Genomic DNA, 25823 nt, shown 5'->3' with positions numbered 1-25823 from the left:
ACCCGAGCCCCGATGAAATTCGACACCGCCTACTGCCTCAGCCTCGATGCCAAGCTTTCGATCTATGACGTTCGGGATCTGAATTTCGATGAGACCATGGCCTTCGATTCGGCCAAGGAGCGCTTTCAGTGCCCCAACGATGCCTGTCGGGCGGCGTTTGACGAGGACAATCGGCTGACGACGTTCAACGCCAAGAACGTCAATTACATTCGCACGCCACACTTCAAGAACCAGCCAACGACCCAGCATATCGAGGGTTGTCCTTATGTCAGTCCGAAAACGCCGGGGTTGGGTGTAGAGAGTGGCGAGGCGGAAACGGATGACGACCGCGAGGAGCATTTTCCGTCGGAGCTGTTGCTGACTCGGCGTCAGTACGTGGGTAAACCGTCCGATCTGCCGAAGGATATTGAAGCGACTCGCCCTACGCCCCCCTCCGTATCGTCCCACGGTGATAACGCTCATTCCGCCCAGGACTCGACACCGGACAAGACCAGCGTCTTCGCCCATCCGGTGGAATGTTTCGTCTCGAACTTCGATAACAAGGATCTGCTCAAGCGCATGCCGCTGAAGATTGGCGAGCACACGGCGCCCTATGGCTCGTTCTTCAAGAAGATCGAGTACTTACAGGACAACAAGGGCTTGATTTACTGGGGCAAGATCAAGGAAATCAAGGATTACACGTTGAGCTTTCGCATCGACTTCGAAGCGAAGGTCTGGTTTAAGCAGCCGGACGAGGCGAAGAAGAAGCCTTACTCGGTCAACGTTTACCTGAGCAAGAAACTGATCGATAACTACCGCAAGCGCAAGGCGTTCCTGGAAGAGATCAAGCACGCCATCGACAGTGACGCGCCGTTGCATTGCTTCTTTTATGGCGTCACGCCGCAGTTGAAGCAGGTGCCGAGCAAGAAGAACCCCGAAGAAACGTTCGGGGTGTTCAGTGCCAATATCGAGAACCTGGATCACTTCATTATTCGGGAGGCACCGGGATTAGCGGGCCAATAACGCCCCCTATCCCAGGCACATCCCAATCATCACCCCTATCAACAACCCCACATACACCCGCGCATGCAACCGGTCTGGTATCCGTCCGATCCAAGGCGTTGCCAGACGGATACCCAGGAGCGCGCCAAGTGTGAGCACAGCGAAGGCCATCAAGTCGACGTAACCGACAAACCACGGCCCCAAATCAAACTCGGTAAACCCGGCCATGGCCATGTAAGTCAGCGTCCCGGCCACTGCAACCGGCAAACTCAGCGGGTTAGCCATGGACGTCGCGCGGGACATGCTCAGCCCGCAACGGCGCAACAACGGGACCGTCATGACACTGCCACCCACGCCCAGAAAAGTGGCGATGGCGCCAACGCTGATCCCGCCTGCCGAGACCTCTGCCCTACCCAATCGCCGTGGGATTACAGCATCAGACTGGGTCAGGAAACCGCGTCTGAACAAGCAGTCCAGAATGGTCACGCCCAGATAAACGATGAAGGCATAGCGAATGACTTCGCTGCTCGCCCACATCGCGGCAACGGCGCCGATGATAGCGCCCACGCCGATGAAACCGTCCAACGGCCACACGTAGTGACGAATGAGGTTGCCGGCACGGTGATGCTTCACGGTGGCGATCAGCGCGTTGACGATCATCACGCAGGTCGAGGTGGCCACGGCAATGTGCATCGCCGATTGACCGATAGGATCGTCGGCACCGTGGCTGGCGGTGAGCATGCGGTACAGCAAGGGCACCACGACGAAGCCGCCGCCGAAACCGAACAACACGGCCGTCACGCCACTCAGGCAGCCGAAACAGGCAAGCAATACATAGAACATCGAGACGAATCCGTGAAATGGGAGGCGCCCACGATAGGTAAGAGACGCTTGGCCCGCTATAGCAAACAGGCCAATAATATTCGCGTTTACGCCAATCCCGAGTGGCCCATCGATGCGCAACAGTTCGATCGATTTATTGGATGCGACACCCAGGGCCGTCGTTGCGATCGGCACCGATTACGCTCATGGACAAGTGCTGCCGATGCATCGCCATCGCCGCGCGCAGTTGCTCTATGGCGCCACCGGGGTGATGCAGGTCAGCACGACGGAGGGCAATTGGGTAGTGCCGCCGCAACGGGCGGTGTGGATTCCGGCGGGGGTCGATCATGAAGTGCTGATGCTGGGCGTGAGCACCCGCAGCCTGTACATCGAACCGGCCGCGATAACGGCCATGGACACGCGGTGCCAGGTCATCAGCGTGTCGCCCCTGATGCGCCAGTTGCTGATGGAAGCCGTGGAGCTTGTGCCGGACTACGACGAGGCTGGGCGCGATGGCGTGCTGATCGATCTGCTGCTGCACGAACTGCAGCGCAGCGCCCATCTACCACTGCACCTTCCACTGCCCCAAGACCCGCGCCTGCTCGGCCTGTGCCAGGCATTTCTGAAACGCCCAGACGCCCATGCCTCGCCCGTGCAATGGGCGGCGCAATTGCATATCAGCTTGCGCTCGTTCAATCGGTTGTTCAGCCGGCAGACCACGCTAAGTTTCAGCCAGTGGCGGCAGCAGGCGTGTGTCATGGCGGCGTTGGCCCATCTGGCCGAAGGGGATTCGGTGACGCGCATCGCCCTGGATCAGGGCTACGACAGCCCCGCTGCGTTTTCCACCATGTTCCGTCGGGTACTGGGCCACGCACCGAGCGCCTGGCTGGAGAAGACCGCCGGTCATTGATCAAAAAAATGGGATTGATCCGGACTCAAAACAACTGTACAAAAACACAGTATTTTTTGAATCCCATCGCTTTGGAGCACCCCATGGCCTCTCTCGCAATCAAAACCACCCTGGAACGTATTGCTGTCTATCAATTCACCCCTGCTCACAGTGCACAGGCCCGAGCCATGCTGGGCTGGAGTGTCGAGGAGCTGTCTCGACAATCCGGCGTATCGGTCCAAGCCATCCGCCGCTTCGAGGCCGGTGGCGAGTTGCTCGATGTGACTCGCCTGGCCCTGGCGTTTCGCCTGGAGGCCGAGGGGCTGGTGTTCTTCCCCGGCTTCGCACCGGGGCGCGGCATGAACATCAAGGGCGCAACCCCGGACCCGATGGGGCGGTCCGATTACGCGATGATCGAATAACACTGACCGCAGGTGCTAGGCAACACCGGCCTGGTCCTGATACGCCGAGGGCTCCACGTCCAGCCACCAGGCGCGGCCACGTTGCGGTTGCGCCAGGGTGAATGCTTCGCCCATTTGCGGCGTGGTGATGCAAACGTTGCGCTCCCAGGCCAGGGCCAGGATGCGATCGAAGGGTTCATACCAGGCATGCATCGCCAGGTCGAACGTGCCGTTGTGGATCGGCAGTAGCCAGCGGCCCTTCAGGTCGATGTGAGCCTGCAGCGTCTGCTCCGGCTGCATGTGGACATGGGGCCAATCAACGTTGTAGGCGCCGGTTTCCATCAGCGTCAGGTCGAAGGGGCCGTATTGTTCGCCGATGCGTTTGAAACCCTCGAAGTAGCCGGTGTCGCCGCTGAAGAAAATACGCGTGGCGCCGTCGATCATCACCCACGAGGCCCACAAGGTGCTGTTGCTGTCGAACAGGCCGCGCCCGGAAAAATGCTGGGAGGGCGTGGCGATGAACTCGATACCGTCCACCTCGGTGCCTTGCCACCAGTCCAACTGACGCACCTTGCTGGCGTCGACGCCCCATTTGATCAAGGTGTCGCCTACACCCAGGGGCGCCAGGAAATAGCGGGTCTTGGCCGCCAGCTTGAGAATCGCCTGATGATCGAGGTGGTCGTAATGATCGTGGGAAAGGATCACCGCTTCAATCGGCGGCAACTCTTCCAGGCTGATGGGCGGCTGATGGAAACGCTTGGGGCCGACCCATTGCACGGGTGAGGCACGTTCGGAGAACACCGGGTCTGTCAGCCAGAATTTATCCCGCAGCTTGAGCAGCACGGTGGAGTGGCCGAGACGGAAGACGCTGTGATTCGGCGCGGCCAGCAACGCGGCGCGCGTCAGCGGTTGAACCTCGATGGCGCCCGCAGGCCGGGTAGCGCGCGGCTTGTGGAAGGTCATGTTCCAGATGATGCGCAGGGTCGTACCGAACCCTTGCCGCGGAGTAAGAGCATGATTGCGATACTTGCCCTGTTCGTGCCGGGATAAATGTTGGGCAGATGGGCTGTCGGTCGAAAGAGAGGGAATGGTCATGGTGCGATAACTCCAAGGACGTCGTCGCCATTGCGCTTCGCCGTTGTGGGACGCTGGATGGCCGTTGCATGCACGCTTAGCCGCCTGAGGAAAATCTACACCACTCGGTGTAGTTTCCAGATTGCATGAATCCCGGGAGCAAGTAAACTGCCGAGTGTAAGTTCTCTCACCTCAACCGACGAATTGCCCATGACCGTGCCGCAGCGCCTTACCGAGCGAAAACGCGAAGCCATCCTCCAGGCAGCGATTGCTGAATTCCGTAGCAGCGGTTTCGAGATCACCAGCATGGACAAGATCGCGGCGACTGCCGGCGTATCGAAGCGCACGGTGTATAACCATTTCCCGAGCAAGGAAGCGCTGTTTGCCGAAATTCTGAATCGGTTATGGAACAGCATTACCGCAGAACAGGACATGGCCTACAGCCCGCAAAAGCCGCTCCGAGAGCAGCTTCAAACGTTGCTGCAAGCCAAACTGCATATGCTGGCGGACGAGAATTTCCTCGACCTGGCGCGCATCGCCATCGCTGCGACGATTCATTCTCCGGAGCGAGCCCAGGACATGGTGTCGCGCATGGGCCAGCGTGAGGAAGGGCTGACGGCCTGGATTCGCCAGGCCCAGGCCGATGGCCGGTTGAAACCCGTGGAGCCGGCATTCGCCGCCCAGCAAATGCATGGGCTGCTCAAGACATTCGCCTTCTGGCCACAGGTTTCGATGGGCCAACCGAGCCTGCCCCAGGAGGAGCAGACCCAAGTGATCGAATCGGCCCTCGACATGTTCCTGAGTCGTTACCAGGCCTGAGGGTCAACCCCAACGCAGATTGCGCCCCAGCTCATCAAACAAGGTCACGACCGAACGCAAGGCTCGGCAGTCCGGGCGGGTCAGGAGCCACAGCGCCGTGTCGTAGCCCACCAGTGGTTCGCCAAGGGGCATCAAGCCCTGGTTTTCGTCGATCAGAAAGTCCGGCAGCGCCGCAACGCCCAAACCGGCCCGCACCAGTTCGGTGACCGAGAGCATGCTGTTGCAGCGATAGGCAGGCACTACGCCGGGCAAATGCTGGCGGCGCCAGGCCACGGTGGGGTGATCCGGGAGGAAATCGTCCGGCGCGATCCAGGTCATGGCGGCCAGGTCATCCGCATTCGCCGAGCGCAGGTATGTGGCGCCGGCACATATCCGGAACGTCACGTTGCCGAGGTTGCGACCGACCAGGTGTTCCGGCGGCGCACGGGTTAGTCGCAGCGCAATGTCGGCATCGCGGCGGCTCAGGTTGGCGAAGTCGTTCGAGGTGCTCAACTCAAGGCTCAACGCCGGATAAGCGGGCATGAAACGCGCCAGCGCCGGCAGCAACAACGCTTGCAGGACTGAATCACTGCACGTCAGGCGCACCGTCCCGCTGATGACCTCGCCGCCCTGCTCCACCCCCACCCGCGCCGCCTCCAACGCCTGCTCGGCGCGCTCGGCTTGTTCGGCCAATGCCTGGGCCAGGCTCGTGGGCAAGTACCCGGAACGGCTTTTCTCGAACAAGGGCTGGCCCAGGGCTGCCTCCAGCCGACGTACCGAACGAAACACTGTCGACACGTCCACTTGCAGCAGCCGAGCGGCCCGGGCCAACGAGCCGCCACGGACCAGCGCCAGGATCAGGGACAGATCGGGATAGTCCAGACGATAGTGCGTCACTGCATTGATCACTTGGGTAAACGCCAATATTGATTGCGTGAACGCCAATCTATAGTGGCCACCAGGAATCAACAAGCGGCGAGCCTCCCATGGAAAAACAACATCCGTTAAACATCGCCCTGGTCGGCGACCACGATCCACACATCACCGCCCACCGGGCGATCCCCCTCGCACTTGAGCTGGCGGGCACACACACCGGCCACGCCATTCGCTTGCAATGGCTGGCAACGTCGCTCATTACCGACAACGCCGTGCTGGAGGATTTCGACGGTGTCTGGTGCGTGCCCGGCAGCCCCTACCAAAACGAAGCCGGCGCCTTGCAAGCCATTCGTTTTGCCCGCGAACAGCGTCGCCCTTTCCTGGGCACCTGCGGTGGTTTTCAGCACGCCGTGCTGGAATATGCCCGCAACGTGATGGGGTGGGCCGACGCCGTCCATGGTGAAACCTCTCCAGAGGCTGAACGGGCGCTGCTGACGCCGCTGAGCTGTGCCTTGGTGGAAACCATCGACAGCCTTCAGTTCGAGGCGGGCTCGCTGATCGCCAAGGCCTATGGCCGACAGACAGCGTTCGAGGGCTACCATTGCCGCTTCGGGGTCAATCCGGATTTTGAAAAAGACTTGCTGAGCCAGCGCCTGCACGCCGTCGCCCGGGATTCGGCCGGCGACTTACGAGCGGTGGAACTGCAGGACCATCCGTTCTTTGTCGCCACGCTGTTCCAGCCTGAACGTGCCGCACTGGAAGGCCGCGTGCCACCGCTGGTCCGCGGGTTTGTCGAAGCCTGCGCGAGGCAAGTGTCATGAGCGACCATTATTACGCAGTGATTTTCACCTCCCAGCGTACCGAGGGGGACCAGGGCTACGCCGAAGCCGCCGAGCGCATGCTCGCCCTTGCCCGGGAGCAGCGCGGATTTTTAGGCGTCGAATCGGCCCGTGGCGACGATGGTGTGGGAATCACCGTGTCCTATTGGAGCGATAAAGCAGCGATCCTGGCTTGGAAGCAGCATCCCGAACACAGCGCGATTCGTGAGCAAGGCCGATCCACCTGGTATACCCATTGCCATACGAGGGTGTGCAAAGTCGAACGGGACTATGCCTTCCAACGCCCAATCTAATGCCAAAACAAAAATCCCTGTGGGAGCGAGCTTGCTCGCGAAAGCGGTGGGTCAGCGCAACGATGCTGAATGTGCCGACGTCTTCGCGAGCAAGCCCGCTCCCACACTGAATCTCGGGGACTCACAGATCCTGCCTTCACCACAAATCCCCTGTGGGAGCTGAGCTTGCTCGCGATAGCGGTGGGTCAGCGCAACGATGCTGAATGTGCCGACGTCTTCGCGAGCAAGCCCGCTCCCACACTGAATCTCGGGGACTCACAGATCCTGCCTTCACCACAAATCCCCTGTGGGAGCTGAGCTTGCTCGCGATAGCGGTGGGTCAGCTTGCAGCGATATTGAATGTGCCGCCGCCATCGCGGGCAAGCCTTGCTCCCACAGGGGATCTTGCTCAACTCACGGTCGTGGCTTCAGCTTTCCACCAATTGCCGCACCGCCACGATTTCCGGCAGGTCGCTGCGGGCCATGTACACCCGCAACGGTTCGGTGAGGTTGATCCGGTCGTCGATGTTCTGGTCCAACAGCAGCTGGATTCGCTCGCGCTTGAGGGCCATGGTGCCGTCTGCCACAGGGAGCCAGACAAATTCGCAGGTGGGGATGATGCCGTCGTCGGCCACGTCCATGCCGAAGGCGTCTTCGCTGAACCGCACGATGTATTGGCCGGTCTTGCGGTTCAGGCCGACAAATCCCTTGAGCTGGTCGGCGGCCTGGCAGATGAATGTCGAAGTGGTGCGCATGGTAAACCTCATGGATGCGTCCCTCGGGACGCCTGATCGATGGTTTACACGCAGGGCAAACGAACTTTAAGGTTTCCCTCTGCCGGGGAACTGGTGCGGCCAAGGGTACTGCAAAGCGGCCTGGAAATGCGTGGGAAAAATCCGCTTTGCATAGGTTTATGTCGGCGTAGCGATAGCGCCAACAGCGTTCAGTTGTTAAAAGATAGGTTTTTGCCCCCGACGAAAGGATCTCGAGCATGCCTGTCACCTTCACCCGCAGCGCCTTGGTGCTGAGCCTGTTGCTCGGCTTCGGTCAGACACAAGCCTCCGAAGCCCCGAGCCCCAAGGCCCTGGCAACCCTTCAAGGCATTCCACACCCGGCGGTCATCGCCCACCGCGGCGCCTCGTTCGACGCGCCAGAATCCACCGCCGCCGCCTACAAGCTGGCCCGCGATCTGGGCGCCGACTACCTGGAACTGGACCTGCAACGCAGCAAGGACGGGGTGTTGTTCGTCCTGCATGATGACAGCCTGCTGCGCACCACGGATGTCGCGAGCAAGTTTCCCGAACGCAAGGACAGCACCGCCAACGAATTCACCATGGCGGAACTCAAAACCCTCGATGCCGGCAGCTGGTTCAACACTGCCTACCCGGACCGCGCTCGCCCTTCGTTCGTCGGCCTGAAAATCCTGACCCTCGATGAAGTAATCAACATCGCCGAGGGCAATCCGCAGCAAAAACCGGGGCTGTACATCGAGACCAAGGAGCCGAAGCTGTTCCCCGGCATAGAGCGCGACCTGAAGGACAAACTGCAGGACCGCGGTTGGCTGAGCCCCGCCGGGTCCAAACTGGCCAAGCGCGCCATCGGTGTCGGCCAGGGCAAGGGCAAAGTGGTCTTGCAGACCTTTGAAAAAAGCAGTCTCGAACTGCTGCACAAAGAGATGCCGAAGGTGCCGAAGATCCTGCTGCTGTGGGTGGGCGAAGGCAACATCGAACCCAAGTCCAAGGTGACGTTTGCTGAGTCCGGCGAAACGGACAAGGCCGTTTATTACGCCAAGCAGGAACCCAAGGACAAGGCCGAGTTCGAGCAGTGGGTCCAATATGCCAAGGCCCATGGCGCCATCGGCACTGGTCCTTCGGCGGCGTTGACCCATGGCGGCAGCCAGAGTTACTCGGACCTGGTGCAGCCGTGGATGAACCAGTACACCCATGACCAGGGTCTGCTGGTGCATGTCTACACCGTGGATGAGCCGGTGGACTTCAAGAAAGTGATGGAGGCCGGCGTCGACGGCATCTTCACCAATCGATCCAGTGAACTGCTCAAATACTTCAAACGTCCCGAAACAGGCAGTGTGACGCAACTATTGGAGAAGAACGGTTACTGAGTCGGAAGACGGTCGTCAGGAGACTTGCTTCAAGTTTTTTCGAATTAAGGGTGAATTAAGTTGCCACAGATAATCTGAACCCACTTAAACGACTCACCCTTTAACGACACAAGGAAAGACATATGAAAACTTTGACTGCCCTGTTCACCGCTGCCGCCCTGACCCTCACCGCTGGCCTGGCCCAGGCGGATGTACGAATCGACCAGATTCCCCAATTGGTCAAGGACGGCAAGATCAAGTCCCTTGAATCGATGAATGAGGAAGCCCTGAAGTTGCACCCAGGCGCCACCATCACCGACACCGATCTGGACAATCACTTCAACGGTTACGAATATGAAGTGGAACTGAAAACTGCCGACGGCAAAGAGTTCGACGTTGATTTCGATGCAACCACCGGCAAAGTCCTGTCGAACAAGCAAGACACTTGATCCATGGATTTAAGAAGCCGCGCAACTTTCAAGTTGCGCGGCTTTTTCGTGTGCGCCTGTAAACCGTTGCAGGGTCTGAGCGCCGCGGCTCAACCGTCACAAAACCTTCAAAAAACCCTGCAATGATGCCGCTCAAGTGAACCTGTAGCCGCTGCGACAGGCACTCCCCGCCAGCGAGCCCTCATGAACCACAGCATCGACCAAAGCCATCGCGATCCGGACCTGTTCGGCCTGCTTTATGGGTTTCGTTTCCGCCCCGGCGAGCGTGGTCGGGAGATCGATTCGGCCCAAGCCCTGCTAAGCCTGCAACAACCGCAAGACGCCGACGAATTCCTCTGGCTACACCTGAACCTGGCTCACGCGGCCTGCGAGCGCTGGATGAAGAGTCACCTGGCCTTGCCCCAGGAGTTCTTCGAAGCCCTGCACGAAGGCTCGCGCTCGACTCGCATCGAACATGTGGACTCGGCATTGCTGGCAGTAGTGAACGATGTGGTGTTCAACCTCAGTAACCTGGTGTCCTCGGATGTATCGACATTGTGGGTGTGCGTGCACAGTCGGTTGATCATCAGCGCGCGCCTGCAACCGTTGCACTCGGTCGACAAGCTGCGCTCATCGGTCAAGGCCGGCGAGTGCTTTCGCTCGCCACTGGAACTGCTGGTGCATCTGCTGCGCGACCAAGGCGAAGTGCTGACCCAGATCGTGCGCAAGACCAGCCTCAGCGTCGACCAGATCGAAGACCAGTTGCTGTCTTCGCGCGTGTCCAACAACCGCGCCGAGCTGGGTGCCCAACGCCGCGTGCTGGTGCGCCTGCAACGCCTGCTGGCCCTGGAGCCAGGCTCGTTGCTGCGCCTGCTAAACCGCCCACCGCAATGGTTGCAGAAGGAAGACGTCAAGGAACTGCGCAAGTCTACCGAGGAGTTCGCCCTGATCATCAACGACCTCACCGCCCTGGGCGAGCGGATCAAGCTGCTGCAGGAAGAGATCGCCGCCAACCTCAACGAACAAAGCAACCGCACGCTGTTCACCCTGACGGTGGTCACGGTGCTGGCGTTGCCCATCAACATCATTGCCGGTTTCTTCGGCATGAACGTCGGCGGCGTACCGCTGGCCAGTGATCCCGAGGGTTTCTGGATCCTGGTGGCGCTGGTGGCAACTTTCACCGTGATTGCAGGCCGATGGGCGTTTCGCAAGCGGCGCGATTATTGAAATTGATCCACCTCGTGTTCGCATAAGCTTTTGTGGCGAGGGAGCTTGCTCCCGCTCGGCTGCGCAGCAGCCGTAAAAGCTGCCAACCGTTTTATTCCTGACCCACCGCGTTGAATGGCCTTGGGGCTGCTGCGCAGCCCAGCGGGAGCAAGCTCCCTCGCCACAGGTGTTAATCAGGCCCTATTGCAAACAGGTCAATACCATCAGGCACTCAACCGCGCCGTCACTTCATTCAACTGCCCGGACAACCCATGCAAATCCCGACTGGCCGCTTCGGTGCGCTGCACATTGTCGAGGTTGGTGCTGGCGATGCAGGTGATTTCGGTGAGGTTGCGCGAAATGTCTTCGGCCACGGAAGTCTGCTCTTCCGCGGCGGTAGCGATCTGGCGGTTCATGTCGCGAATCGCTTCCACCGCCTGGGTGATGCGTTCCAGCATGGCGCCGGCCTGGGTCACTTGCTCGACACTTTCTTCACTGCGCGACTGCCCGCTTTCGATGGCCTGGGCCGCGTCCACTGCGCCAGTCTGCACGGTCTGGATGATCTGATTGATCTCGATGATCGATGACGCCGTGCGCTGCGCCAAGTTGCGAACCTCATCGGCGACCACCGCGAAACCGCGTCCGGCCTCACCCGCCCGTGCCGCTTCGATGGCAGCGTTGAGCGCCAGCAGGTTAGTCTGCTCGGCAATCGCGCGAATCACTTCAAGCACTTTACCGATGCGCCCGCTGTCGGTTTCCAGACGACGGATCACCGTGGCCGTGTTGGCAATTTCGCCACGCATCTGGGTGATGGTGTGGATAGTGCCCTGCATCACTTTTTCGCCCTGCTGCGCCGAATGATCGGCATCATCGGCAGCCCGCGCCGCATCGGCGGCATGGCGAGCAACCTCCTGGGCGGTGGCGGACATCTCGTTCATGGCCGTTGCCACCTGATCGGTGCGTTCGAATTGTTCGCTGGTGCCTTGACTCATCAAGCTGGCGATGGCATTGAGCTCACCGCTGGCACTGTCCGGCTCCGTGGCACTGCGTTGCAGGCGCGTGAAGGTTTCGGCAAGGAAATCGCGCAAGGTATTGGCCGCCAGGGCCAGGTCGCCCAGTTCATCCTGGCGCGTACTCGTGACACGCTCGGCGAAACGCCCGCGACTCAGTTGAGTCACGTACTCGATCAGGTTACGGATGGGCTGCACCAGGTTGCGGTTGACCAGCCATACACTCAACAACCCGACCAGCAGCCCCGAGACGAGCATGATCACTGTACCCAACATGATCGTGCGATCGGCACCGGAACTGATCAGCGCCGATTGCTCATCGCCCAGTTTATGCAACTCGACCACCAACTCACTCATCTGCTCACTGGCCGCGCGGTCCACGCCCTTGACCGCTGCGTCACCCGCCGCAGCATCGCCGCCCGCCGCCACAAACGCATCACGGCCCTTCTGGTAAGCCGCGCCCAACTGCACATGCTCGCTCCGCAGCCGTTCGATGCGTGTCTTGATCTGCGCCGGGACACCGTCGTGGGTGGTCAACCGGCCAAGAATGTCCTGGACATCGTGCTGACGCGCCTCGAACTGCTTCCAGTATTTCTCCAGGTCTGCCGGCTGCTTGCCGCGCAGCAACACATTCTTCCACTCCGGACCTGGACCTTGAATTGCACGTTGGCCTCATCAATCAATTGCGAGGCATGCAACGGGCCATCGATCAGGTGGCGATAATTCTGGATGCCATCGGAAAGAAAGTGAAAGGACGCCAAGGCGATCAGCAACATGGTCAGCAGGCTGCCGCTCAGCAAGGCGAGAATCTGGGCTTTCAGGGATTTTTGTAGAAACATGGAGTCAATCTCTTCGAATAAAGAACCTCCATGTCCAGGCCCCACTGTTGCAACCGAATGTGGAGGATATGTGCATGACATCGGCCCATAAGCCGTGTTCTTGAGCCTTGGCGACCACCGGTAGCGACGGCGTTTTCGCTGATTGGACATGACCTGTCCAGACAATCCCTTTTGTCGGCCCGACGGGATTTAAAAGTCTTTTTGTCATTTCTCCTGCTGTATCCTGCCCAGGCTTTGTAAAAGCGCGGATCTACCAGATCTATCCACAGACTTTGCGAGGAGCGCGATATGCACGAGATCCCTAATCTCCCCTTCCCAAGCCTGCACGACACTGAGCAGACGACCACGCTACAAGCCGGGGGGCAACCTGATGCCCAGCAACCCGAGCCCAAGGAACCCACTGAACGCCGCCAGGCCGACAGCGAAGACTGATTGACCCGCACCACCAGACCGTGTGGAAAGCGCTAAGATGCGCTTTCCACACTGCCTGAATCCCGAGCCCCCCATGAGCGATGACACCCTACCCTTCAGCGAAGCCCAGGCCAGCGTCCTGATCGGCACCGCCGAGAAAATGGTCGAGATCTGGACCCGCCTTCCCGCCGAGAAACAAGCGGCCCTGCTGGCGCGTTTCGGCAGCGAAGAAAACGCCATCGCCGCGCTGGTCACCACGCGCCTGATCAGCGGACAGCACGACAGCTGAATCACCATTGGGCAAATAGTTTTGCTTTTCTGCGCTCGGACGCCACGGCCGCCGTTATCATAAGCAGCCTATCTATCCTGCTGCTCCGTGGACCTTTTCCCCATGTCAGATTCCCAGCGCCCCCTGGCGGTCACGCTGCAAGTCGTTTCCATCGTCCTGTTCACCTTCATCGGCTACCTGAATATCGGCATTCCCCTGGCCGTGCTGCCCGGCTTCGTCCACGGCGAACTGGGTTTCGGCGCGGTGATCGCCGGGCTGGTGATCAGCGTGCAATACCTGGCCACCCTGCTCAGTCGCCCTTACGCAGGGCGAATCATCGACAACCTGGGGAGCAAGCGCGCGGTGATGTTCGGCCTCACCGGCTGCGGGCTGAGCGGTGTGTTCATGCTGGTGTCGGCTTGGACACCCCACCTGCCAACGTTCAGCCTGATCAGCCTGTTGATCGGCCGCCTGGTGCTGGGCAGCGCGGAAAGCCTGGTGGGTTCGGGTTCGATTGGCTGGGGCATCGGTCGGGTCGGTGCGGCGAATACCGCCAAGGTGATTTCCTGGAACGGTATCGCCAGTTACGGCGCGCTGGCGATCGGTGCGCCGCTGGGAGTGTGGCTGGTCAATGCGTTGGGGCTGTGGAGCATGGGCGTCAGCATCATCTTGCTGGGTTTGCTGGGGCTGGCATTGGCCTGGCGTAAGACTGCGGCACCCATCGTCGCTGGCGAGCGCCTGCCGTTCATGCATGTATTGGGGCGTGTACTGCCCCACGGCTGCGGCCTGGCCCTGGGCTCCATCGGGTTTGGCACCATCGCGACGTTCATCACCCTGTACTACGCCACGCAGCACTGGGACAACGCCGTGCTGTGCCTGAGCCTGTTCGGCGCCAGCTTCATCGGCGCGCGCCTGCTGTTCGGCAACCTGATCAACCGTCTGGGCGGCTTTCGCGTGGCGATTGCCTGCCTGTCGGTGGAAACCCTCGGCTTGTTACTGCTCTGGCTCGCACCGGATGCCCAATGGGCCCTGGCGGGCGCGGCGTTGAGCGGTTTCGGCTTTTCCCTGGTGTTTCCGGCGCTGGGGGTGGAAGCGGTCAACTTGGTGCCAGCTTCCAGCCGTGGGGCGGCGGTGGGCGCTTATTCACTGTTCATTGATTTGTCATTGGGGATCACCGGTCCGCTGGCCGGTGCGATTGCGGCGGGTTTCGGCTTTGCCTCGATCTTTCTGTTCGCCGCCTTGGCGGCTCTGGGCGGGCTGGCACTGAGTGTCTACCTGTACCGGCAGGCGCCTCGGTACCGTGAAGCGCGGGAGAAAAACTAGAAATCCACCTTGCCGCGGCCGGCCTTGATCGAGCCGCGCTTGGTCTTGGATTCCAGGCGACGCTTTTTCGAACCCAGGGTCGGCTTGGTCGGGCGACGCTTCTTTTCAACCTTGGTGGCGCTGAGGATCAGTTCGACCAGGCGCTCCAGCGCGTCGGCCCGGTTCTGTTCCTGCGTGCGGTATTGCTGGGCCTTGATGATCAGCACACCGTCGCTGGTAATGCGACTGTCGCGCAGGGCCAGCAATCGCTCCTTGTAGAACTCGGGCAGCGACGAGGCCGGAATGTCGAAGCGCAAGTGCACGGCGCTGGAGACCTTGTTGACGTTCTGCCCCCCGGCCCCCTGGGCGCGGATGGCCGTCAGCTCGATCTCGGCGTCCGGGATGTGCACGGTGTTGGAAATGACCAGCATGGAAAGTGTCCGGTATCAGGCCCCACAGGATACCGCGAATCCCCCAGACAACACCTGCCCCCTGTGGCAGCGGTGGCGACCACACACACTGTGAACACTGAAGATCCAATGTGGGAGCGAGCTTGCTCGCGATTGCAGTGTGTCAGTCACCATTGATACTGCTGACCCAACGCCATCGCGAGCAAGCTCGCTCCCACAGGGTTTCGTGCTTACTTGGCAGCCGCTGCCACCGCCAGCTCATGCCGGGCACTGCGCTTGTTCTTGATCCAATAGCACCCGGCCATGAACACCACCCACACCGGAATCGCATAGACCGAGATCTGGATGCCAGGGATCAGCAACATCACACCCAGGATGAACACCACGAACGCCAGGCAGATGTAGTTGCCGTACGGATACCACAGCGCCTTGAACAGCGGCGTCTGGCGGGTCTGGTTCATGTGCTGGCGGAACTTGAAGTGCGAATAGCTGATCATCGCCCAGTTGATCACCAGGGTCGCGACCACCAGGGACATCAGCAACTCCAGCGCATGCTGCGGGACCAGATAGTTCAACAGCACCGCCACCAGCGTGACCGCTGCCGACGCGAGGATCGAACGCACCGGTACGCCGCGCTTGTCGATCTTGGACAAGGCCTTGGGCGCATCGCCCTGCTCGGCCATGCCCAGCAACATACGGCTATTGCAGTAGGTGCCGCTGTTGTACACCGACAGCGCGGCGGTCAGCACCACAAAGTTGAGGATATGCGCAGCAGTGTTGCTGCCCAGCATCGAGAACACCTGCACGAACGGGCTGCCGCTGTAGGCATCGCCGGAAGCGTTAAGTGTGGTCAGCAGGCTGTCCCAAGGGGTCAGGGACAACAGCACCACGAGGGCGCCGATGTAGAAAATCAGAATCCGGTAGATCACCTGGTTGATGGCCTTAGGGATCACGGTTTTCGGTTTGTCGGCCTCGGCGGCGGTGAAACCGAGCATTTCCAGGCCACCGAAGGAGAACATGATGATCGCCATGGCCATCACCAGGCCGCTCACGCCATTGGGGAAGAACCCACCGTGGGACCACAGGTTGGTCACCGACGCCTGCGGGCCACCATGGCCGCTGACCAGCAAATAGCTGCCCAAGGCAATCATGCCGACAATCGCCACGACCTTGATGATCGCGAACCAGAACTCGGCCTCGCCGAAGACTTTGACGTTGGCCAGGTTGATCACATTGATCAGGATGAAAAACGCCGCCGCCGACACCCAGGTCGGAATGTCCGGGGCCCAATAGTGGATGTACTTGCCGACCGCGGTCAGCTCGGACATACCCACCAGGATGTAGAGAATCCAGCAGTTCCAACCCGACAGGAACCCGGCGAAACCGCCCCAGTACTTGTGGGCGAAGTGGCTGAAGGACCCGGCGACCGGCTCTTCGACGATCATTTCGCCCAACTGGCGCATGATCATGAAGGCGATGAAGCCGCAGATGGCGTAGCCGAGGATCATCGACGGGCCGGCTGATTTCAGCACCCCCGCCGAGCCGAGGAACAGGCCGGTGCCGATCGCGCCACCGAGGGCGATCAGTTGGATGTGTCGATTTTTCAGGCCGCGTTTCAGCTCGCCTGAATGCGTATTTTCTACAACGGTCATGCGTCACCTATTTGTTTTTATCTGTGACGAAATCGAACCCGACACGCTCGTGGCATGGCGGAGTGAACAAGGCGGATAACCTTGAAAATGCGTGGGTACGCGAAGGGTCACAGTAAAACGCGGCGCATTGTACACCGCTGCCCCACCGCGACCAGACATCCGCGCACCCCGTACTTCAGGTCTGCCGCGCATCTGACCCGTCCCGCCGGTTTGAAACAAGCGCTGCGAAGTGTCGGAAAACCCGTCAAACCGACCTCTTCGGCAGCTTTTTCTTACAGCGCAGCCAAACACCGGAACAAACCGGCTTGATAGGCAAAAATCGTCAGCATTTCTTTACAAGCCGTAACGCAAAATTGCCATGTAGGAATTTTCTGTAAGCCGACTGCAAATTGACGGTAGCTAGCTACCTAAGTAAAAAACTACACAGCCAACTGTTTTTGAATGAGTAATTTCTTCGGCGAAAATGGAACAAAAAGTTCAAACGAAAAAAATAAAATTATTTTTTTGCAATCCAAAAACCCCTCGACTAGGTTTTCAGCGACTTGCCAAGGCATCGTGCCGACAAGTTCTGCGGTGCCGTTGCCGGCCTGTTTACACTCGCCGAATCGGGCCGTTGATTTCCGTAAAAGTCATCTAGGAGATTCACTATGCAAGCACTGGACAAAGACTTGGAAACCGAACTGCAACTGGACGAATGGTTTGAAGCCCCTACCCATGAAGCCGCCGTTGAAATGATGCAAGCCGACGCCGTCGTTCCGTTCGGCACGGCGATGTGGCCTCTGTAGGCACTGCCCGGCGGAGGCGATCCGGCCGGTCGACTCCGCCACTTGCCGGTTGTCAGGGAAGTTAAATGAACTTGTCAGGGAAGAATAAGCATGGACACACAACGAGCCATCTCACATTTCCTTTACTACCTCGAACACCATCCCGCCCTGGCCGGCATTCAACCCGCCAAGGTGTTGCTCGGTCATACCGCTGACTACGAAGCGCTGACCGGCGCCATTGCCGAACAGGCGGGCAGCGGCTCGCCTTTTCGGTTCAGTGCCATGCGCCTGGACCTCGAGTCCACGGAGCGCCTGTCCAAGGCCATTGCAGACAGCGATCTGTATATTTTTTTCTACGACTCTTCCACCCTGCCCAACCCGCGTCCCGACGGCCCGGACTTTGTCCGCGCGCTGCAGGGCGTGATGGCTGACAACTGGAAGAAATCGCTGCTGTTCAAGGACTACGGCGATTATTTCTACGACACCTTCAGCGTGATTCCCCAGCGCATCGCCGGGCTCAACAGTCACCTGATCCGGCGCATGTCCCAGGCGACGACCCTGAGTTTCCAGGATGACCACGGTTCGTATTTCGACACAGCCCTGGGCAGCGTGAAGAAATGGACCGACATCAACGGCCTCGGCAACTACGACCTGGCCCCCGGCGAAATCGCCACCCACAGCGACACCATCAATGGCCGGGTGAATTTCGTCGGCACGTTCCTGAGCACCATCCCGTTCGCACGCAAATACGGCGTACTGCAATCGCCGCTGGAGCTGTGGATCGAAGACTCCACCATCCAGAAAATCGCCACCGACGTGCCGGGCCTGGAGCACGACTTCAATAAATACCTGGACGCCAACCCGTCCAACCGCCGCATCGAGGAACTGGGGATCGGCACCAACGAAGGGGTCAAGAGCCTGTACGCCCGCAATGCCGGTTTCGAGGAGCGCCATTGCGGCCTGCACCTGGGACTGGGTGGCGGGGCCAAGGGCAGCCATCACCTGGATCTGATTTTCGAGAAAGGCATGCTGGCGCTGGATAATGAGCCGATGTTTGATGGGCGGTTTGTGCTTTAGGGGCAACCTTGGGGGGAGTGGTGGGCCTGCTGACCTCTTCGCGAGCAAGCCCGCTCCCACACTGGATCGCCGGCGATCACAAATGCTATGTCCACTGAAGATCAAATGTGGGAGCGGGCTTGCTCGCGAAGACGGATTCAAAGGCACTGCATCACTAAAGCCAGACAAAAAAAACGCCAACCCAACGGTTGGCGTTTTTTCTTGCAGCTTGCAGCTAGAAACTCACCGCGATCTCACTCCGGCTTACGACGCCCAAACCCCGGACGCTGTCCCGAACCTGCCGGGGCACCACGGCGTTTGCCCGATGGCGTGTCGCGGTCGGCCAGGACGATACCCGGGCGTTTTTTCGGTGCCGGCTTGGCCGGACGCTTCGTGTCGGCCGGGCGATCGGCGACTGGCGTACCGCGACCCGCCGGGGCACCGCGACCTTCACCTCGCTCGGTCCGACCATTGGCCGGACGCGGCGTGCGAGGACCACGCTCACCGTCCTGACGGGGCGCAGGCTTGCGAGCCGGGCGCTCGCCTTCGATCTGCGGCTCGCGGGAAGGACGCGGGCCAATCGGCGCACCTTCAGCAGCCGGACGCAGCGTACGCACGCGCTCGGTCTTGCCCATCGGGCGCGAGGATTTACGCTGCATCCGCTCCAGCTTGTCCTTGCTCTTGGCGGTCATCTGCGGCATTGCCACCGGCTTGAGACCCACTTCGGCGGCGAGGATGTCGACTTCGTACTGGCTCATTTCGCGCCAGCGGCCCATCGGCAGGTCGGAGTTGAGGAACACCGGGCCGAAACGCACGCGCTTCAGGCGGCTGACCACCAGCCCCTGGGATTCCCACAAACGCCGCACTTCACGGTTACGGCCTTCCATCACCACGCAGTGATACCAGTGGTTGAAGCCTTCACCGCCGGGCGCCTGCTTGATGTCGGTGAAACGCGCCGGGCCGTCTTCCAGCACAACACCGGCCTTGAGGCGCTCGATCATTTCGTCGTCGACTTCGCCACGCACACGCACGGCGTATTCGCGGTCCATCTCGTAGGACGGGTGCATCAAACGGTTGGCCAGCTCACCGTCGGTGGTGAACATCAGCAAACCGGTGGTGTTGATGTCCAGGCGACCGATGTTGATCCAGCGGCCTTCTTTCGGACGCGGCATCTTGTCGAACACCGTCGGGCGACCTTCCGGGTCGTCACGGGTGCAGATTTCGCCGTCGGGTTTGTTGTACATGATCACGCGGCGCACCGTTTCGGCGGCCTCTTCGCGCTTGATCACCTTGCCATCGATGGTGATGGCGTCGTGCATGTCGACACGCAGGCCCAAGGTGGCATCTTTGCCGTTGACCTTGATCCGGCCCTGGGTAATCCAGGCTTCCACGTCACGGCGCGAACCGACGCCGATACGGGCGAGGACTTTTTGCAGCTTCTCGCCTGCTGGGCCGATTTCCTGGCTGTCGTTCTGGTCTAGGTCTTTCATTCTGGGCACCTCCCGGTGTGGTCGGGTCAGGCGTGGCCTGACGCTTTGAAAACGGGTCTTCGACGAAGGGATCGCCAAAGGGTCGCGAATCATACGCCTGTTAAGGCGATTGCGCATCAGAGACTAGCTGATCGACGAGCGCCCGGCGTATTTTCCGCCGACCGGTGGCTTCCCGTTTGGTGGGGACTTAATGAAGCCCCCTGTGGGAGCCGAGCTTGCTCGCGATGGCGGCGGGTCAGCCTGCATTTATGCTGAATGTTACTCCGTCATCGCGAGCAAGCTCGGCTCCCACAGGGGACGGCGGTGGATCAGCCAGCGTTTCCAAACCAGTTGAATCAGTCGTCGAACTGGCGCCGTTCGTTCTCGATCGCTTCGGCCAGGGCACGGGCTTCGGCTTCTTCATCGCTCAGTTCGGGTTCCGGCGGCTGGAGGGCGGCGACGGCGGCCAGCAGTTTTTCCCGGGCTTGGGCAACGCCGAGGATGTCTTCTTCCGGTTCCGACTCCGCTTCCGCTTCCGGCTCTGGCTCTGGCTCTGGCTCTGGCTCTGGCTCTGGCTCTGGCTCTGGCTCTGGTGCAGGTTCCACCGGGCTATTGGGCTCCGCCAACTCATCCGACTCGCCCTCAAGGCCAGGCCCTTCACGCAGCAGGTCGTCGAAATCGGTCTTCAAACCCTCCTCCATGGTGTCCAGCTCCAGCAACAACGAGTGGAAACTGGTCTCTTCCTTCGGCTCCTCAGGCTCGGCGCTGGCGTCGGCCAGTTCCTCCAGGCCTTGGGGTACCGGGGCGTCGTCGAACTCCAGCATCGGTTCGGGTTCCAGCTCCCGCAGTTCGGCCAGGGGCGGCAGGTCATCCAGGTTCTTCAGGTTGAAGTGATCGAGAAAGGCCTTGGTGGTGGCGAACATCGCCGGTTTGCCCGGCACGTCGCGATAGCCAACGACGCGGATCCACTCGCGCTCCAGCAACGTCTTGACGATATGGCTGTTGACCGCCACGCCCCGTACATCCTCGATCTCGCCGCGGGTGATCGGTTGGCGATAGGCAATCAACGCCATGGTTTCGAGCATGGCGCGGGAGTAGCGCTGCGGCCGCTCCTCCCACAGGCGCCCGACCCAGGGCGCGAACTTCTCGCGGATCTGCAGGCGATAACCGGACGCCACTTCCTTGAGTTCGAAAGCCCGCCCCTCGCAGGACTTGCCCAACAGCGTCAGGGCTTTCTTGAACACGGCTGGCTCGGGCCGCTCGCCTTCTTCAAAGAGTTCGAACAGGCGCTCCATCGATTGCGGCTTTCCCGAGGCCAACAGGAAAGCTTCAAGCAAGGGGGCCAGCTCGCGGGGTTCAGTCAGATTCATTGATTTGCTCGTTATTCGGCTCGTGCCCGCACGTGGATCGCTGCGAACGGCTCATTCTGCACCAGCTCGACCAAGGATTCCTTGACCAATTCCAGGACCGCCATAAACGTCACCACCACCCCCAACCGTCCTTCCTCGGCGGTGAACAGCTCGACGAACGGCACGAAACCGCCGCCCTTGAGCCGTTCCAGCACATCGCTCATGCGCTCGCGGGTGGACAGCGCTTCGCGGCTGACCTGGTGACTTTCAAACATATCGCCCCGGCGCAGGACCTCGGCCATGGACATCAGCAGCTCTTCCAGGCTCACATCCGGCAGCAACTTGCGCGCCCGTGCTTGCGGCGCATCGAGCTTGGGCACCACCACATCGCGCCCCACCCGGTTCAAGCCATCGAGGCCTTCGGCGGCGACCTTGAAGCGTTCGTACTCCTGCAAGCGCCGAATCAACTCGGCCCGCGGGTCGTCCTCTTCCTCTTCGACTTCCGCCGAGCGCGGCAGCAGCATTCGCGACTTGATCTCGGCAAGCATGGCCGCCATCACCAGATACTCGGCCGCCAGTTCCAGGCGCACCGACTGCATCAACTCGACGTAGCCCATGTATTGGCGGGTGATTTCCGCCACGGGGATGTCAAGGATGTTGATGTTCTGTTTGCGGATCAGGTACAGCAGCAGGTCAAGGGGGCCCTCGAAAGCTTCGAGGAACACTTCCAGCGCATCCGGCGGAATGTACAGGTCCAGGGGCATTTCCATGACCGCCTGGCCATAGACCATGGCGAACGGCAACTCCTGCTGCGCGCCAGCCTGGCTGTCGGCATTGTCCACGGCGGTTTCCACGGCGGACATTCAGGCCTCGACCATGAACGGCGTCGGATCGCCGCAACCGACGCGCACCACCTGGGGTTCGCCATCGGCCAGGTTGATCACCGTGGACGCCGACATGCCGCCAAAACCGCCATCGATGATCAGATCCACCTGATGCTCGAGTATCTGGCGCATCTCATAGGGATCGGTCAACGGCTCGGTCTCGCCAGGCATGATCAGCGTCACGCTCATCAGCGGCTCACCCAGCTCCGCCAACAGTGCCAGGGCGATGGGATGGCTCGGCACCCGCAGGCCGATGGTGCGTTTTTTCGGGTGCAGCAACAGCCGCGGGACTTCCCGCGTGGCATTGAGAATGAACGTGTACGGCCCCGGCAAATGCGCCTTGAGCAAGCGGAAGGTGCCGGTGTCGATCTTGGCGAACAGGCCCAACTGCGAGAGGTCGCTGCAGATGAGCGCGAAATTGTGCTTGTCGTCCAGTTGACGCAGGCGTCTGACACGCTCCACGGCATTCTTGTCGCCGATCTGGCAACCGATGGCGTAGGACGAGTCGGTGGGATAGACCACCACGCCACCGCCACGAATGATTTCCACAGCCTGTTTGATCAGGCGCGCTTGCGGGTTTTCCGGATGAATCTGGAAAAATTGACTCACGTGTTCTACCTGTTCAGACGGCGGCGGTAACGGGATCATGTTTGAATCTACACCAAAGTGGTGGCAGATCTTCCGGCAACGGGCGGTATTCGCCTATCTCGGACCAGCCCCCAGGGCCATGGAAATCACTGCCGGCGGTGACCAGCAGGCCGAACTCACGGGCCAGGATCGCCAAACTGCCCACCTGCTCGGCAGGCTGATGGCCGTTGACCACCTCGATGGCATGGCCCCCTGCTTGAATATAGTCGGCGACCAGACGGCGGCGCTTGCTGCGGGTGAAATCATAGTGCCATGGATGCGCCAGGCTGACCCAGGCGCCAGCGGCTCGCAGGGTCGCGACGGTATCTTCCAGGGTCGGCCAATGTTGCTTGACGTCGCCCAGCTTGCCGGCCCCCAGCCATTTGCGGAACGCTTCGGCGCGATCCTTGACGAACCCTTCGCGCACCATCCAGTCGGCAAAGTGTGGCCGGGCCGGTGCGTTGCCACTGTCGCCCAGCTCCTGCTGCATCTGCCGGGCGCCGTCCAGCGCACCGGGCATGCCCTTGAGGGCCAGCTTGCGGCTGATCTCTTCGGAACGCAGCCAGCGGCCGTCGCGCAGTTGTGCGATGGCCTGGACCAACGCTGGCGCATTCACATCGAACCCGTAGCCCAGCACATGGATGGTCGCCCCGCCCCAAGTGCATGACAGCTCGACCCCATTGACCAGCTGCATGCCCAACGCCGTGGCGGCGCTGCGGGCCTCGTCGAGGCCTTCGAGGGTATCGTGATCGGTCAGGGCCAGGACTCGCACGCCGTGCTCGAACGCCCGCGCCACCAGAACCGCAGGCGCCAGGGCGCCATCGGAGGCCGTGCTATGGCAGTGCAAATCAACATTCACGAGAGTTTGTTACCTCAAATCAGCTGGCCCTATCGCGGCCAAGGATGTTTGTTATTATGCCGCCACATCCTGCTTCTGGCTGCCACTGTGAAACAATTCATCGACTTCATCCCGCTCCTGCTGTTTTTCATCGTCTACAAACTTGATCCCCGGGCCGTCGATTTCGCCGGTCACTCCTTGACTGTAGGCGGTATTTACAGCGCCACCGCGGTGCTGATCATCAGCTCCCTGGTGGTCTACGGCGCGCTGTTCGTGTCCCAGCGCAAGCTGGAGAAGAGCCAGTGGCTGACCCTGATCGCCTGCCTTGTGTTCGGCAGCCTGACCCTGGCGTTCCACAGCGAAACCTTCCTCAAATGGAAGGCCCCGGTGGTCAACTGGCTGTTCGCCCTCGCCTTCATCGGCAGCCACTTCATCGGTGATCGCCTGCTGATCAAGCGCATCATGGGCCACGCCATCAACCTGCCGGAACTGATCTGGACCCGGTTGAACATCGCCTGGATCGCGTTTTTCCTGTTCTGCGGCGCCGCCAACCTGTTCGTTGCGTTCACGTTCCAGGAGTACTGGGTCGACTTCAAGGTCTTCGGCAGCCTGGGCATGACGCTGCTGTTCCTGATTGGCCAGGGCATCTACCTGTCCCGTCACCTGCACGATGCCGACCCCACCACGCCTAAAACCGAGGACTGACATGCTCTACGCAATCATTGCCACCGACGTCGCCGATTCCCTGGAAAAACGCCTGGCCGTGCGTCCGGCACACCTGGAGCGCCTGCAACAGCTCAAGGCCGAAGGTCGTATCGTGCTGGCCGGCCCGCACCCGGCGGTGGACAGTAATGACCCGGGCGCCGCGGGTTTCACCGGCAGCCTGATCGTAGCCGAATTCGCCTCCCTGACCGACGCACAAGCCTGGGCCAAGGCCGATCCGTTCGTGGCGGCCGGCGTCTACGCCGATGTCGTGGTCAAGCCGTTCAAGCAAGTCCTGCCGTAACCCCCCCTGGCGCGATGAGCCTGCGCGGCTCATTGCGCTCAGTTGCTCATCTTTCTCATTTGCCTGCCGACAACCTGTCTAATCTCGATTGGAATTCAGGAGTTGCAATGCGCAAAGGTCCGTTGTGCCTGTTGTTGGTCTCGTTGGCGATCGGAGCGCCCGCCCATGGCGAGGAAAGCACCGAGGGCAGTCATTCGGCGCCCTTGTCCCTGAGCGCCGGCGGCCAGATCGCTGAATTGCAGCAACGCTTGAAAGACAGCGAGCGCCAGCGTGAAGAGCTGAGCAAACAACTGCAAAATGCCGACAGCGAACGCGAAAGCGCGGTGCTGGCCCGACTGCGCCAGGAAAACCAGCGCCTGAAGCTGCAACTCAAGGAAGCCCAGGCCAGCCCGCTGCCGCGCCTGCTGACCGATCAACAGCAATGGTTCGTCATTGGTGCCGGGGTAGCGCTATTGGCCTTGCTCTGCGGTATCTTTGCCAGCGGTGGACGTAGACGACGTCGGCAATGGCTAAATTGAGTGAGTCATGAGCGAGCTGTTACTGATAGATGATGACCAGGAGCTGTGTGAGCTCCTCGTGAGTTGGCTGAGCCAGGAAGGGTTTCAGGCCCGCGCCTGTCACGATGGCCAGAGTGCCCGCAAGGCCCTGGCCGAAACCGCCCCGGCTGCCGTGGTCCTGGACGTGATGCTGCCCGACGGCAGTGGCCTGGAACTGCTCAAGCAATTGCGCACCGATCACCCGGAATTGCCGGTGCTGATGCTGTCGGCCCGGGGTGAACCGCTGGACCGTATCCTTGGCCTGGAACTGGGCGCCGATGACTACCTGGCCAAGCCCTGCGACCCACGGGAACTGACCGCCCGCCTGCGCGCCGTGCTGCGCCGCAGCCACCCGACGGCCGTGTCCAGCCAGATCGAACTGGGTGACCTGACCTTCAGCCCGGTGCGTGGCGTGGTCAGCATCGACGAACAGGAACAGACCCTCACCGTTTCCGAAAGCCGCCTGCTCGAAGCACTGCTCAAGCAGCCGGGCGAGCCGCTGGACAAGCAGGAACTGGCGCAGATCGCCCTGGGCCGCAAACTGACCCTGTACGATCGCAGCCTCGACATGCACGTGAGCAACCTGCGCAAGAAAATCGGCCCCCACCCCGACGGCCGCCCGCGCATCGTGGCGCTGCGTAGCCGTGGTTACTACTACAGCCTCTAAGCACTACGCCGCTGAGCTGTGGGAGCAAGGCTTGCCCGCGATGCAGACACC

Annotated in this window: 29 protein-coding genes and 1 pseudogene; 18 read left to right on the top strand and 12 right to left on the bottom strand. The window is 60.7% G+C overall.

Translation table 11 applies throughout. The features are described from left to right. Nucleotides 1–12 precede the first annotated feature (12 nt). Complete coding sequence (locus tag AB4N80_RS12365) at nt 13–1002, top strand: hypothetical protein (protein WP_122569299.1); 990 nt, start codon at nt 13–15, stop codon at nt 1000–1002. Between the two features lie 6 nt (nt 1003–1008). On the opposite strand, the gene AB4N80_RS12360 is transcribed toward AB4N80_RS12365, so the two are convergent. Then, nucleotides 1009–1824: a sulfite exporter TauE/SafE family protein gene (locus AB4N80_RS12360; RefSeq protein ID WP_460082199.1), complete on the bottom strand. Its 816-nt coding sequence runs from the start codon at nt 1822–1824 to the stop codon at nt 1009–1011. A 112-nt stretch (nt 1825–1936) separates the two neighbouring features. On the opposite strand from AB4N80_RS12360, the gene AB4N80_RS12355 reads away from it, so the two are divergent. Both AB4N80_RS12355 and AB4N80_RS12350 read left to right on the top strand, forming a co-directional pair. Next, nucleotides 1937–2713 (top strand): AraC family transcriptional regulator, encoded by a 777-nt coding sequence (locus AB4N80_RS12355; RefSeq protein ID WP_305468173.1) that lies wholly within the window; start codon nt 1937–1939, stop codon nt 2711–2713. Nucleotides 2714–2796: 83 nt separating this feature from the next. Next, a complete protein-coding gene (locus AB4N80_RS12350) occupies nt 2797–3114 on the top strand; it encodes a helix-turn-helix domain-containing protein (protein ID WP_003204826.1) in 318 nt (105 codons plus the stop codon). A gap of 15 nt (nt 3115–3129) precedes the next feature. On the opposite strand, the gene AB4N80_RS12345 is transcribed toward AB4N80_RS12350, so the two are convergent. Continuing rightward, complete coding sequence (locus AB4N80_RS12345; RefSeq protein WP_122569302.1) at nt 3130–4188, bottom strand: MBL fold metallo-hydrolase; 1059 nt, start codon at nt 4186–4188, stop codon at nt 3130–3132. A gap of 189 nt (nt 4189–4377) precedes the next feature. On the opposite strand from AB4N80_RS12345, the gene AB4N80_RS12340 reads away from it, so the two are divergent. After that, nucleotides 4378–4986: a TetR/AcrR family transcriptional regulator gene (locus AB4N80_RS12340; RefSeq protein WP_122569303.1), complete on the top strand. Its 609-nt coding sequence runs from the start codon at nt 4378–4380 to the stop codon at nt 4984–4986. A gap of 3 nt (nt 4987–4989) precedes the next feature. Here the strand turns inward: AB4N80_RS12340 and AB4N80_RS12335 are convergent, their stop codons facing one another. Then, entirely contained in the window at nt 4990–5937 is a 948-nt protein-coding gene (locus AB4N80_RS12335) for a LysR family transcriptional regulator (RefSeq protein WP_122569304.1), read from the bottom strand. 14 nt (nt 5938–5951) lie between these two features. Between AB4N80_RS12335 and AB4N80_RS12330 the strand changes: the two genes are divergently transcribed. After that, the gene (locus AB4N80_RS12330; protein ID WP_122569305.1) at nt 5952–6662 is read left to right on the top strand and encodes a CTP synthase C-terminal region-related (seleno)protein; all 711 of its coding nucleotides are present in this window, start codon (nt 5952–5954) and stop codon (nt 6660–6662) included. Continuing rightward, nucleotides 6659–6973: an antibiotic biosynthesis monooxygenase family protein gene (locus tag AB4N80_RS12325; RefSeq protein ID WP_354336374.1), complete on the top strand. Its 315-nt coding sequence runs from the start codon at nt 6659–6661 to the stop codon at nt 6971–6973. Before AB4N80_RS12330 ends, AB4N80_RS12325 begins: the two co-directional genes overlap by 4 nt. Before the next feature lie 407 nt (nt 6974–7380). Here the strand turns inward: AB4N80_RS12325 and AB4N80_RS12320 are convergent, their stop codons facing one another. Beyond that, nucleotides 7381–7707 (bottom strand): DUF2025 family protein, encoded by a 327-nt coding sequence (locus tag AB4N80_RS12320; RefSeq protein ID WP_122569307.1) that lies wholly within the window; start codon nt 7705–7707, stop codon nt 7381–7383. A gap of 236 nt (nt 7708–7943) precedes the next feature. Between AB4N80_RS12320 and AB4N80_RS12315 the strand changes: the two genes are divergently transcribed. The 3 genes from AB4N80_RS12315 to AB4N80_RS12305 all read left to right on the top strand — a co-directional run bounded on the left by AB4N80_RS12315 (nt 7944) and on the right by AB4N80_RS12305 (nt 10705). Next, nucleotides 7944–9071: a glycerophosphodiester phosphodiesterase gene (locus tag AB4N80_RS12315; protein WP_122569308.1), complete on the top strand. Its 1128-nt coding sequence runs from the start codon at nt 7944–7946 to the stop codon at nt 9069–9071. Between the two features lie 122 nt (nt 9072–9193). Continuing rightward, nucleotides 9194–9499, top strand: coding sequence for a PepSY domain-containing protein (locus tag AB4N80_RS12310; RefSeq protein WP_122569309.1), 306 nt, complete (start codon nt 9194–9196; stop codon nt 9497–9499). Nucleotides 9500–9682: 183 nt separating this feature from the next. Continuing rightward, nucleotides 9683–10705 (top strand): transporter, encoded by a 1023-nt coding sequence (locus AB4N80_RS12305; RefSeq protein ID WP_122569310.1) that lies wholly within the window; start codon nt 9683–9685, stop codon nt 10703–10705. Between the two features lie 203 nt (nt 10706–10908). Here AB4N80_RS12305 and AB4N80_RS12300 read toward each other — a convergent pair. Next, nucleotides 10909–12533 (bottom strand): annotated as a pseudogene (locus AB4N80_RS12300) (methyl-accepting chemotaxis protein). A 288-nt stretch (nt 12534–12821) separates the two neighbouring features. On the opposite strand from AB4N80_RS12300, the gene AB4N80_RS12295 reads away from it, so the two are divergent. The 3 genes from AB4N80_RS12295 (at nt 12822) to AB4N80_RS12285 (ending at nt 14535) form a co-directional block, all read left to right on the top strand. Then, entirely contained in the window at nt 12822–12965 is a 144-nt protein-coding gene (locus AB4N80_RS12295; protein ID WP_305468182.1) for a hypothetical protein, read from the top strand. A gap of 37 nt (nt 12966–13002) precedes the next feature. Next, on the top strand, nt 13003–13233 hold the full coding sequence (locus AB4N80_RS12290; protein ID WP_354336372.1) for a hypothetical protein: 231 nt from the start codon (nt 13003–13005) through the stop codon (nt 13231–13233). Nucleotides 13234–13335: 102 nt separating this feature from the next. Beyond that, on the top strand, nt 13336–14535 hold the full coding sequence (locus tag AB4N80_RS12285; RefSeq protein ID WP_354336370.1) for an MFS transporter: 1200 nt from the start codon (nt 13336–13338) through the stop codon (nt 14533–14535). On the opposite strand, the gene arfB is transcribed toward AB4N80_RS12285, so the two are convergent. Beyond that, entirely contained in the window at nt 14532–14945 is a 414-nt protein-coding gene (gene arfB, locus AB4N80_RS12280) for an alternative ribosome rescue aminoacyl-tRNA hydrolase ArfB (RefSeq protein WP_045156713.1), read from the bottom strand. The genes AB4N80_RS12285 and arfB overlap by 4 nt on opposite strands. A gap of 209 nt (nt 14946–15154) precedes the next feature. Further along, the gene (locus tag AB4N80_RS12275) at nt 15155–16576 is read right to left on the bottom strand and encodes an amino acid permease (RefSeq protein ID WP_122569313.1); all 1422 of its coding nucleotides are present in this window, start codon (nt 16574–16576) and stop codon (nt 15155–15157) included. 647 nt (nt 16577–17223) lie between these two features. Between AB4N80_RS12275 and AB4N80_RS12270 the strand changes: the two genes are divergently transcribed. Further along, nucleotides 17224–17361 (top strand): hypothetical protein, encoded by a 138-nt coding sequence (locus AB4N80_RS12270; protein WP_003178782.1) that lies wholly within the window; start codon nt 17224–17226, stop codon nt 17359–17361. Between the two features lie 90 nt (nt 17362–17451). Further along, the gene (locus tag AB4N80_RS12265) at nt 17452–18417 is read left to right on the top strand and encodes a M29 family metallopeptidase (protein ID WP_305482265.1); all 966 of its coding nucleotides are present in this window, start codon (nt 17452–17454) and stop codon (nt 18415–18417) included. A 233-nt stretch (nt 18418–18650) separates the two neighbouring features. On the opposite strand, the gene rluB is transcribed toward AB4N80_RS12265, so the two are convergent. The 5 genes from rluB to AB4N80_RS12240 all read right to left on the bottom strand — a co-directional run bounded on the left by rluB (nt 18651) and on the right by AB4N80_RS12240 (nt 23584). After that, nucleotides 18651–19886: a 23S rRNA pseudouridine(2605) synthase RluB gene (rluB, locus tag AB4N80_RS12260; RefSeq protein ID WP_305468188.1), complete on the bottom strand. Its 1236-nt coding sequence runs from the start codon at nt 19884–19886 to the stop codon at nt 18651–18653. A 335-nt stretch (nt 19887–20221) separates the two neighbouring features. Further along, the gene (gene scpB / locus AB4N80_RS12255; RefSeq protein WP_460082185.1) at nt 20222–21235 is read right to left on the bottom strand and encodes an SMC-Scp complex subunit ScpB; all 1014 of its coding nucleotides are present in this window, start codon (nt 21233–21235) and stop codon (nt 20222–20224) included. Between the two features lie 11 nt (nt 21236–21246). After that, nucleotides 21247–21945, bottom strand: a complete 699-nt coding sequence (locus AB4N80_RS12250; RefSeq protein ID WP_163006901.1) for a segregation and condensation protein A — start codon at nt 21943–21945, stop codon at nt 21247–21249. A 132-nt stretch (nt 21946–22077) separates the two neighbouring features. Beyond that, nucleotides 22078–22707: an L-threonylcarbamoyladenylate synthase gene (locus AB4N80_RS12245; protein ID WP_053124883.1), complete on the bottom strand. Its 630-nt coding sequence runs from the start codon at nt 22705–22707 to the stop codon at nt 22078–22080. 13 nt (nt 22708–22720) lie between these two features. After that, nucleotides 22721–23584: a PHP domain-containing protein gene (locus AB4N80_RS12240; RefSeq protein WP_122569318.1), complete on the bottom strand. Its 864-nt coding sequence runs from the start codon at nt 23582–23584 to the stop codon at nt 22721–22723. A gap of 87 nt (nt 23585–23671) precedes the next feature. On the opposite strand from AB4N80_RS12240, the gene AB4N80_RS12235 reads away from it, so the two are divergent. The 4 genes from AB4N80_RS12235 to AB4N80_RS12220 all read left to right on the top strand — a co-directional run bounded on the left by AB4N80_RS12235 (nt 23672) and on the right by AB4N80_RS12220 (nt 25772). Next, a complete protein-coding gene (locus AB4N80_RS12235; RefSeq protein WP_003204874.1) occupies nt 23672–24268 on the top strand; it encodes a septation protein A in 597 nt (198 codons plus the stop codon). A 1-nt stretch (nt 24269) separates the two neighbouring features. Continuing rightward, the gene (locus AB4N80_RS12230; protein ID WP_122569319.1) at nt 24270–24569 is read left to right on the top strand and encodes a YciI family protein; all 300 of its coding nucleotides are present in this window, start codon (nt 24270–24272) and stop codon (nt 24567–24569) included. A gap of 107 nt (nt 24570–24676) precedes the next feature. Beyond that, a complete protein-coding gene (locus tag AB4N80_RS12225) occupies nt 24677–25087 on the top strand; it encodes a translation initiation factor 2 (protein ID WP_460082180.1) in 411 nt (136 codons plus the stop codon). A 7-nt stretch (nt 25088–25094) separates the two neighbouring features. After that, nucleotides 25095–25772 carry a response regulator transcription factor gene (locus AB4N80_RS12220; protein ID WP_122569321.1) on the top strand — a complete coding sequence of 226 codons (678 nt, stop codon included), beginning with the start codon at nt 25095–25097 and terminating at the stop codon, nt 25770–25772. Nucleotides 25773–25823: the final 51 nt, after the last annotated feature.

Source organism: Pseudomonas sp. H3_A02 (assembly GCF_054671965.1).
This window is presented reverse-complemented; position numbering and strand designations above follow the sequence as displayed.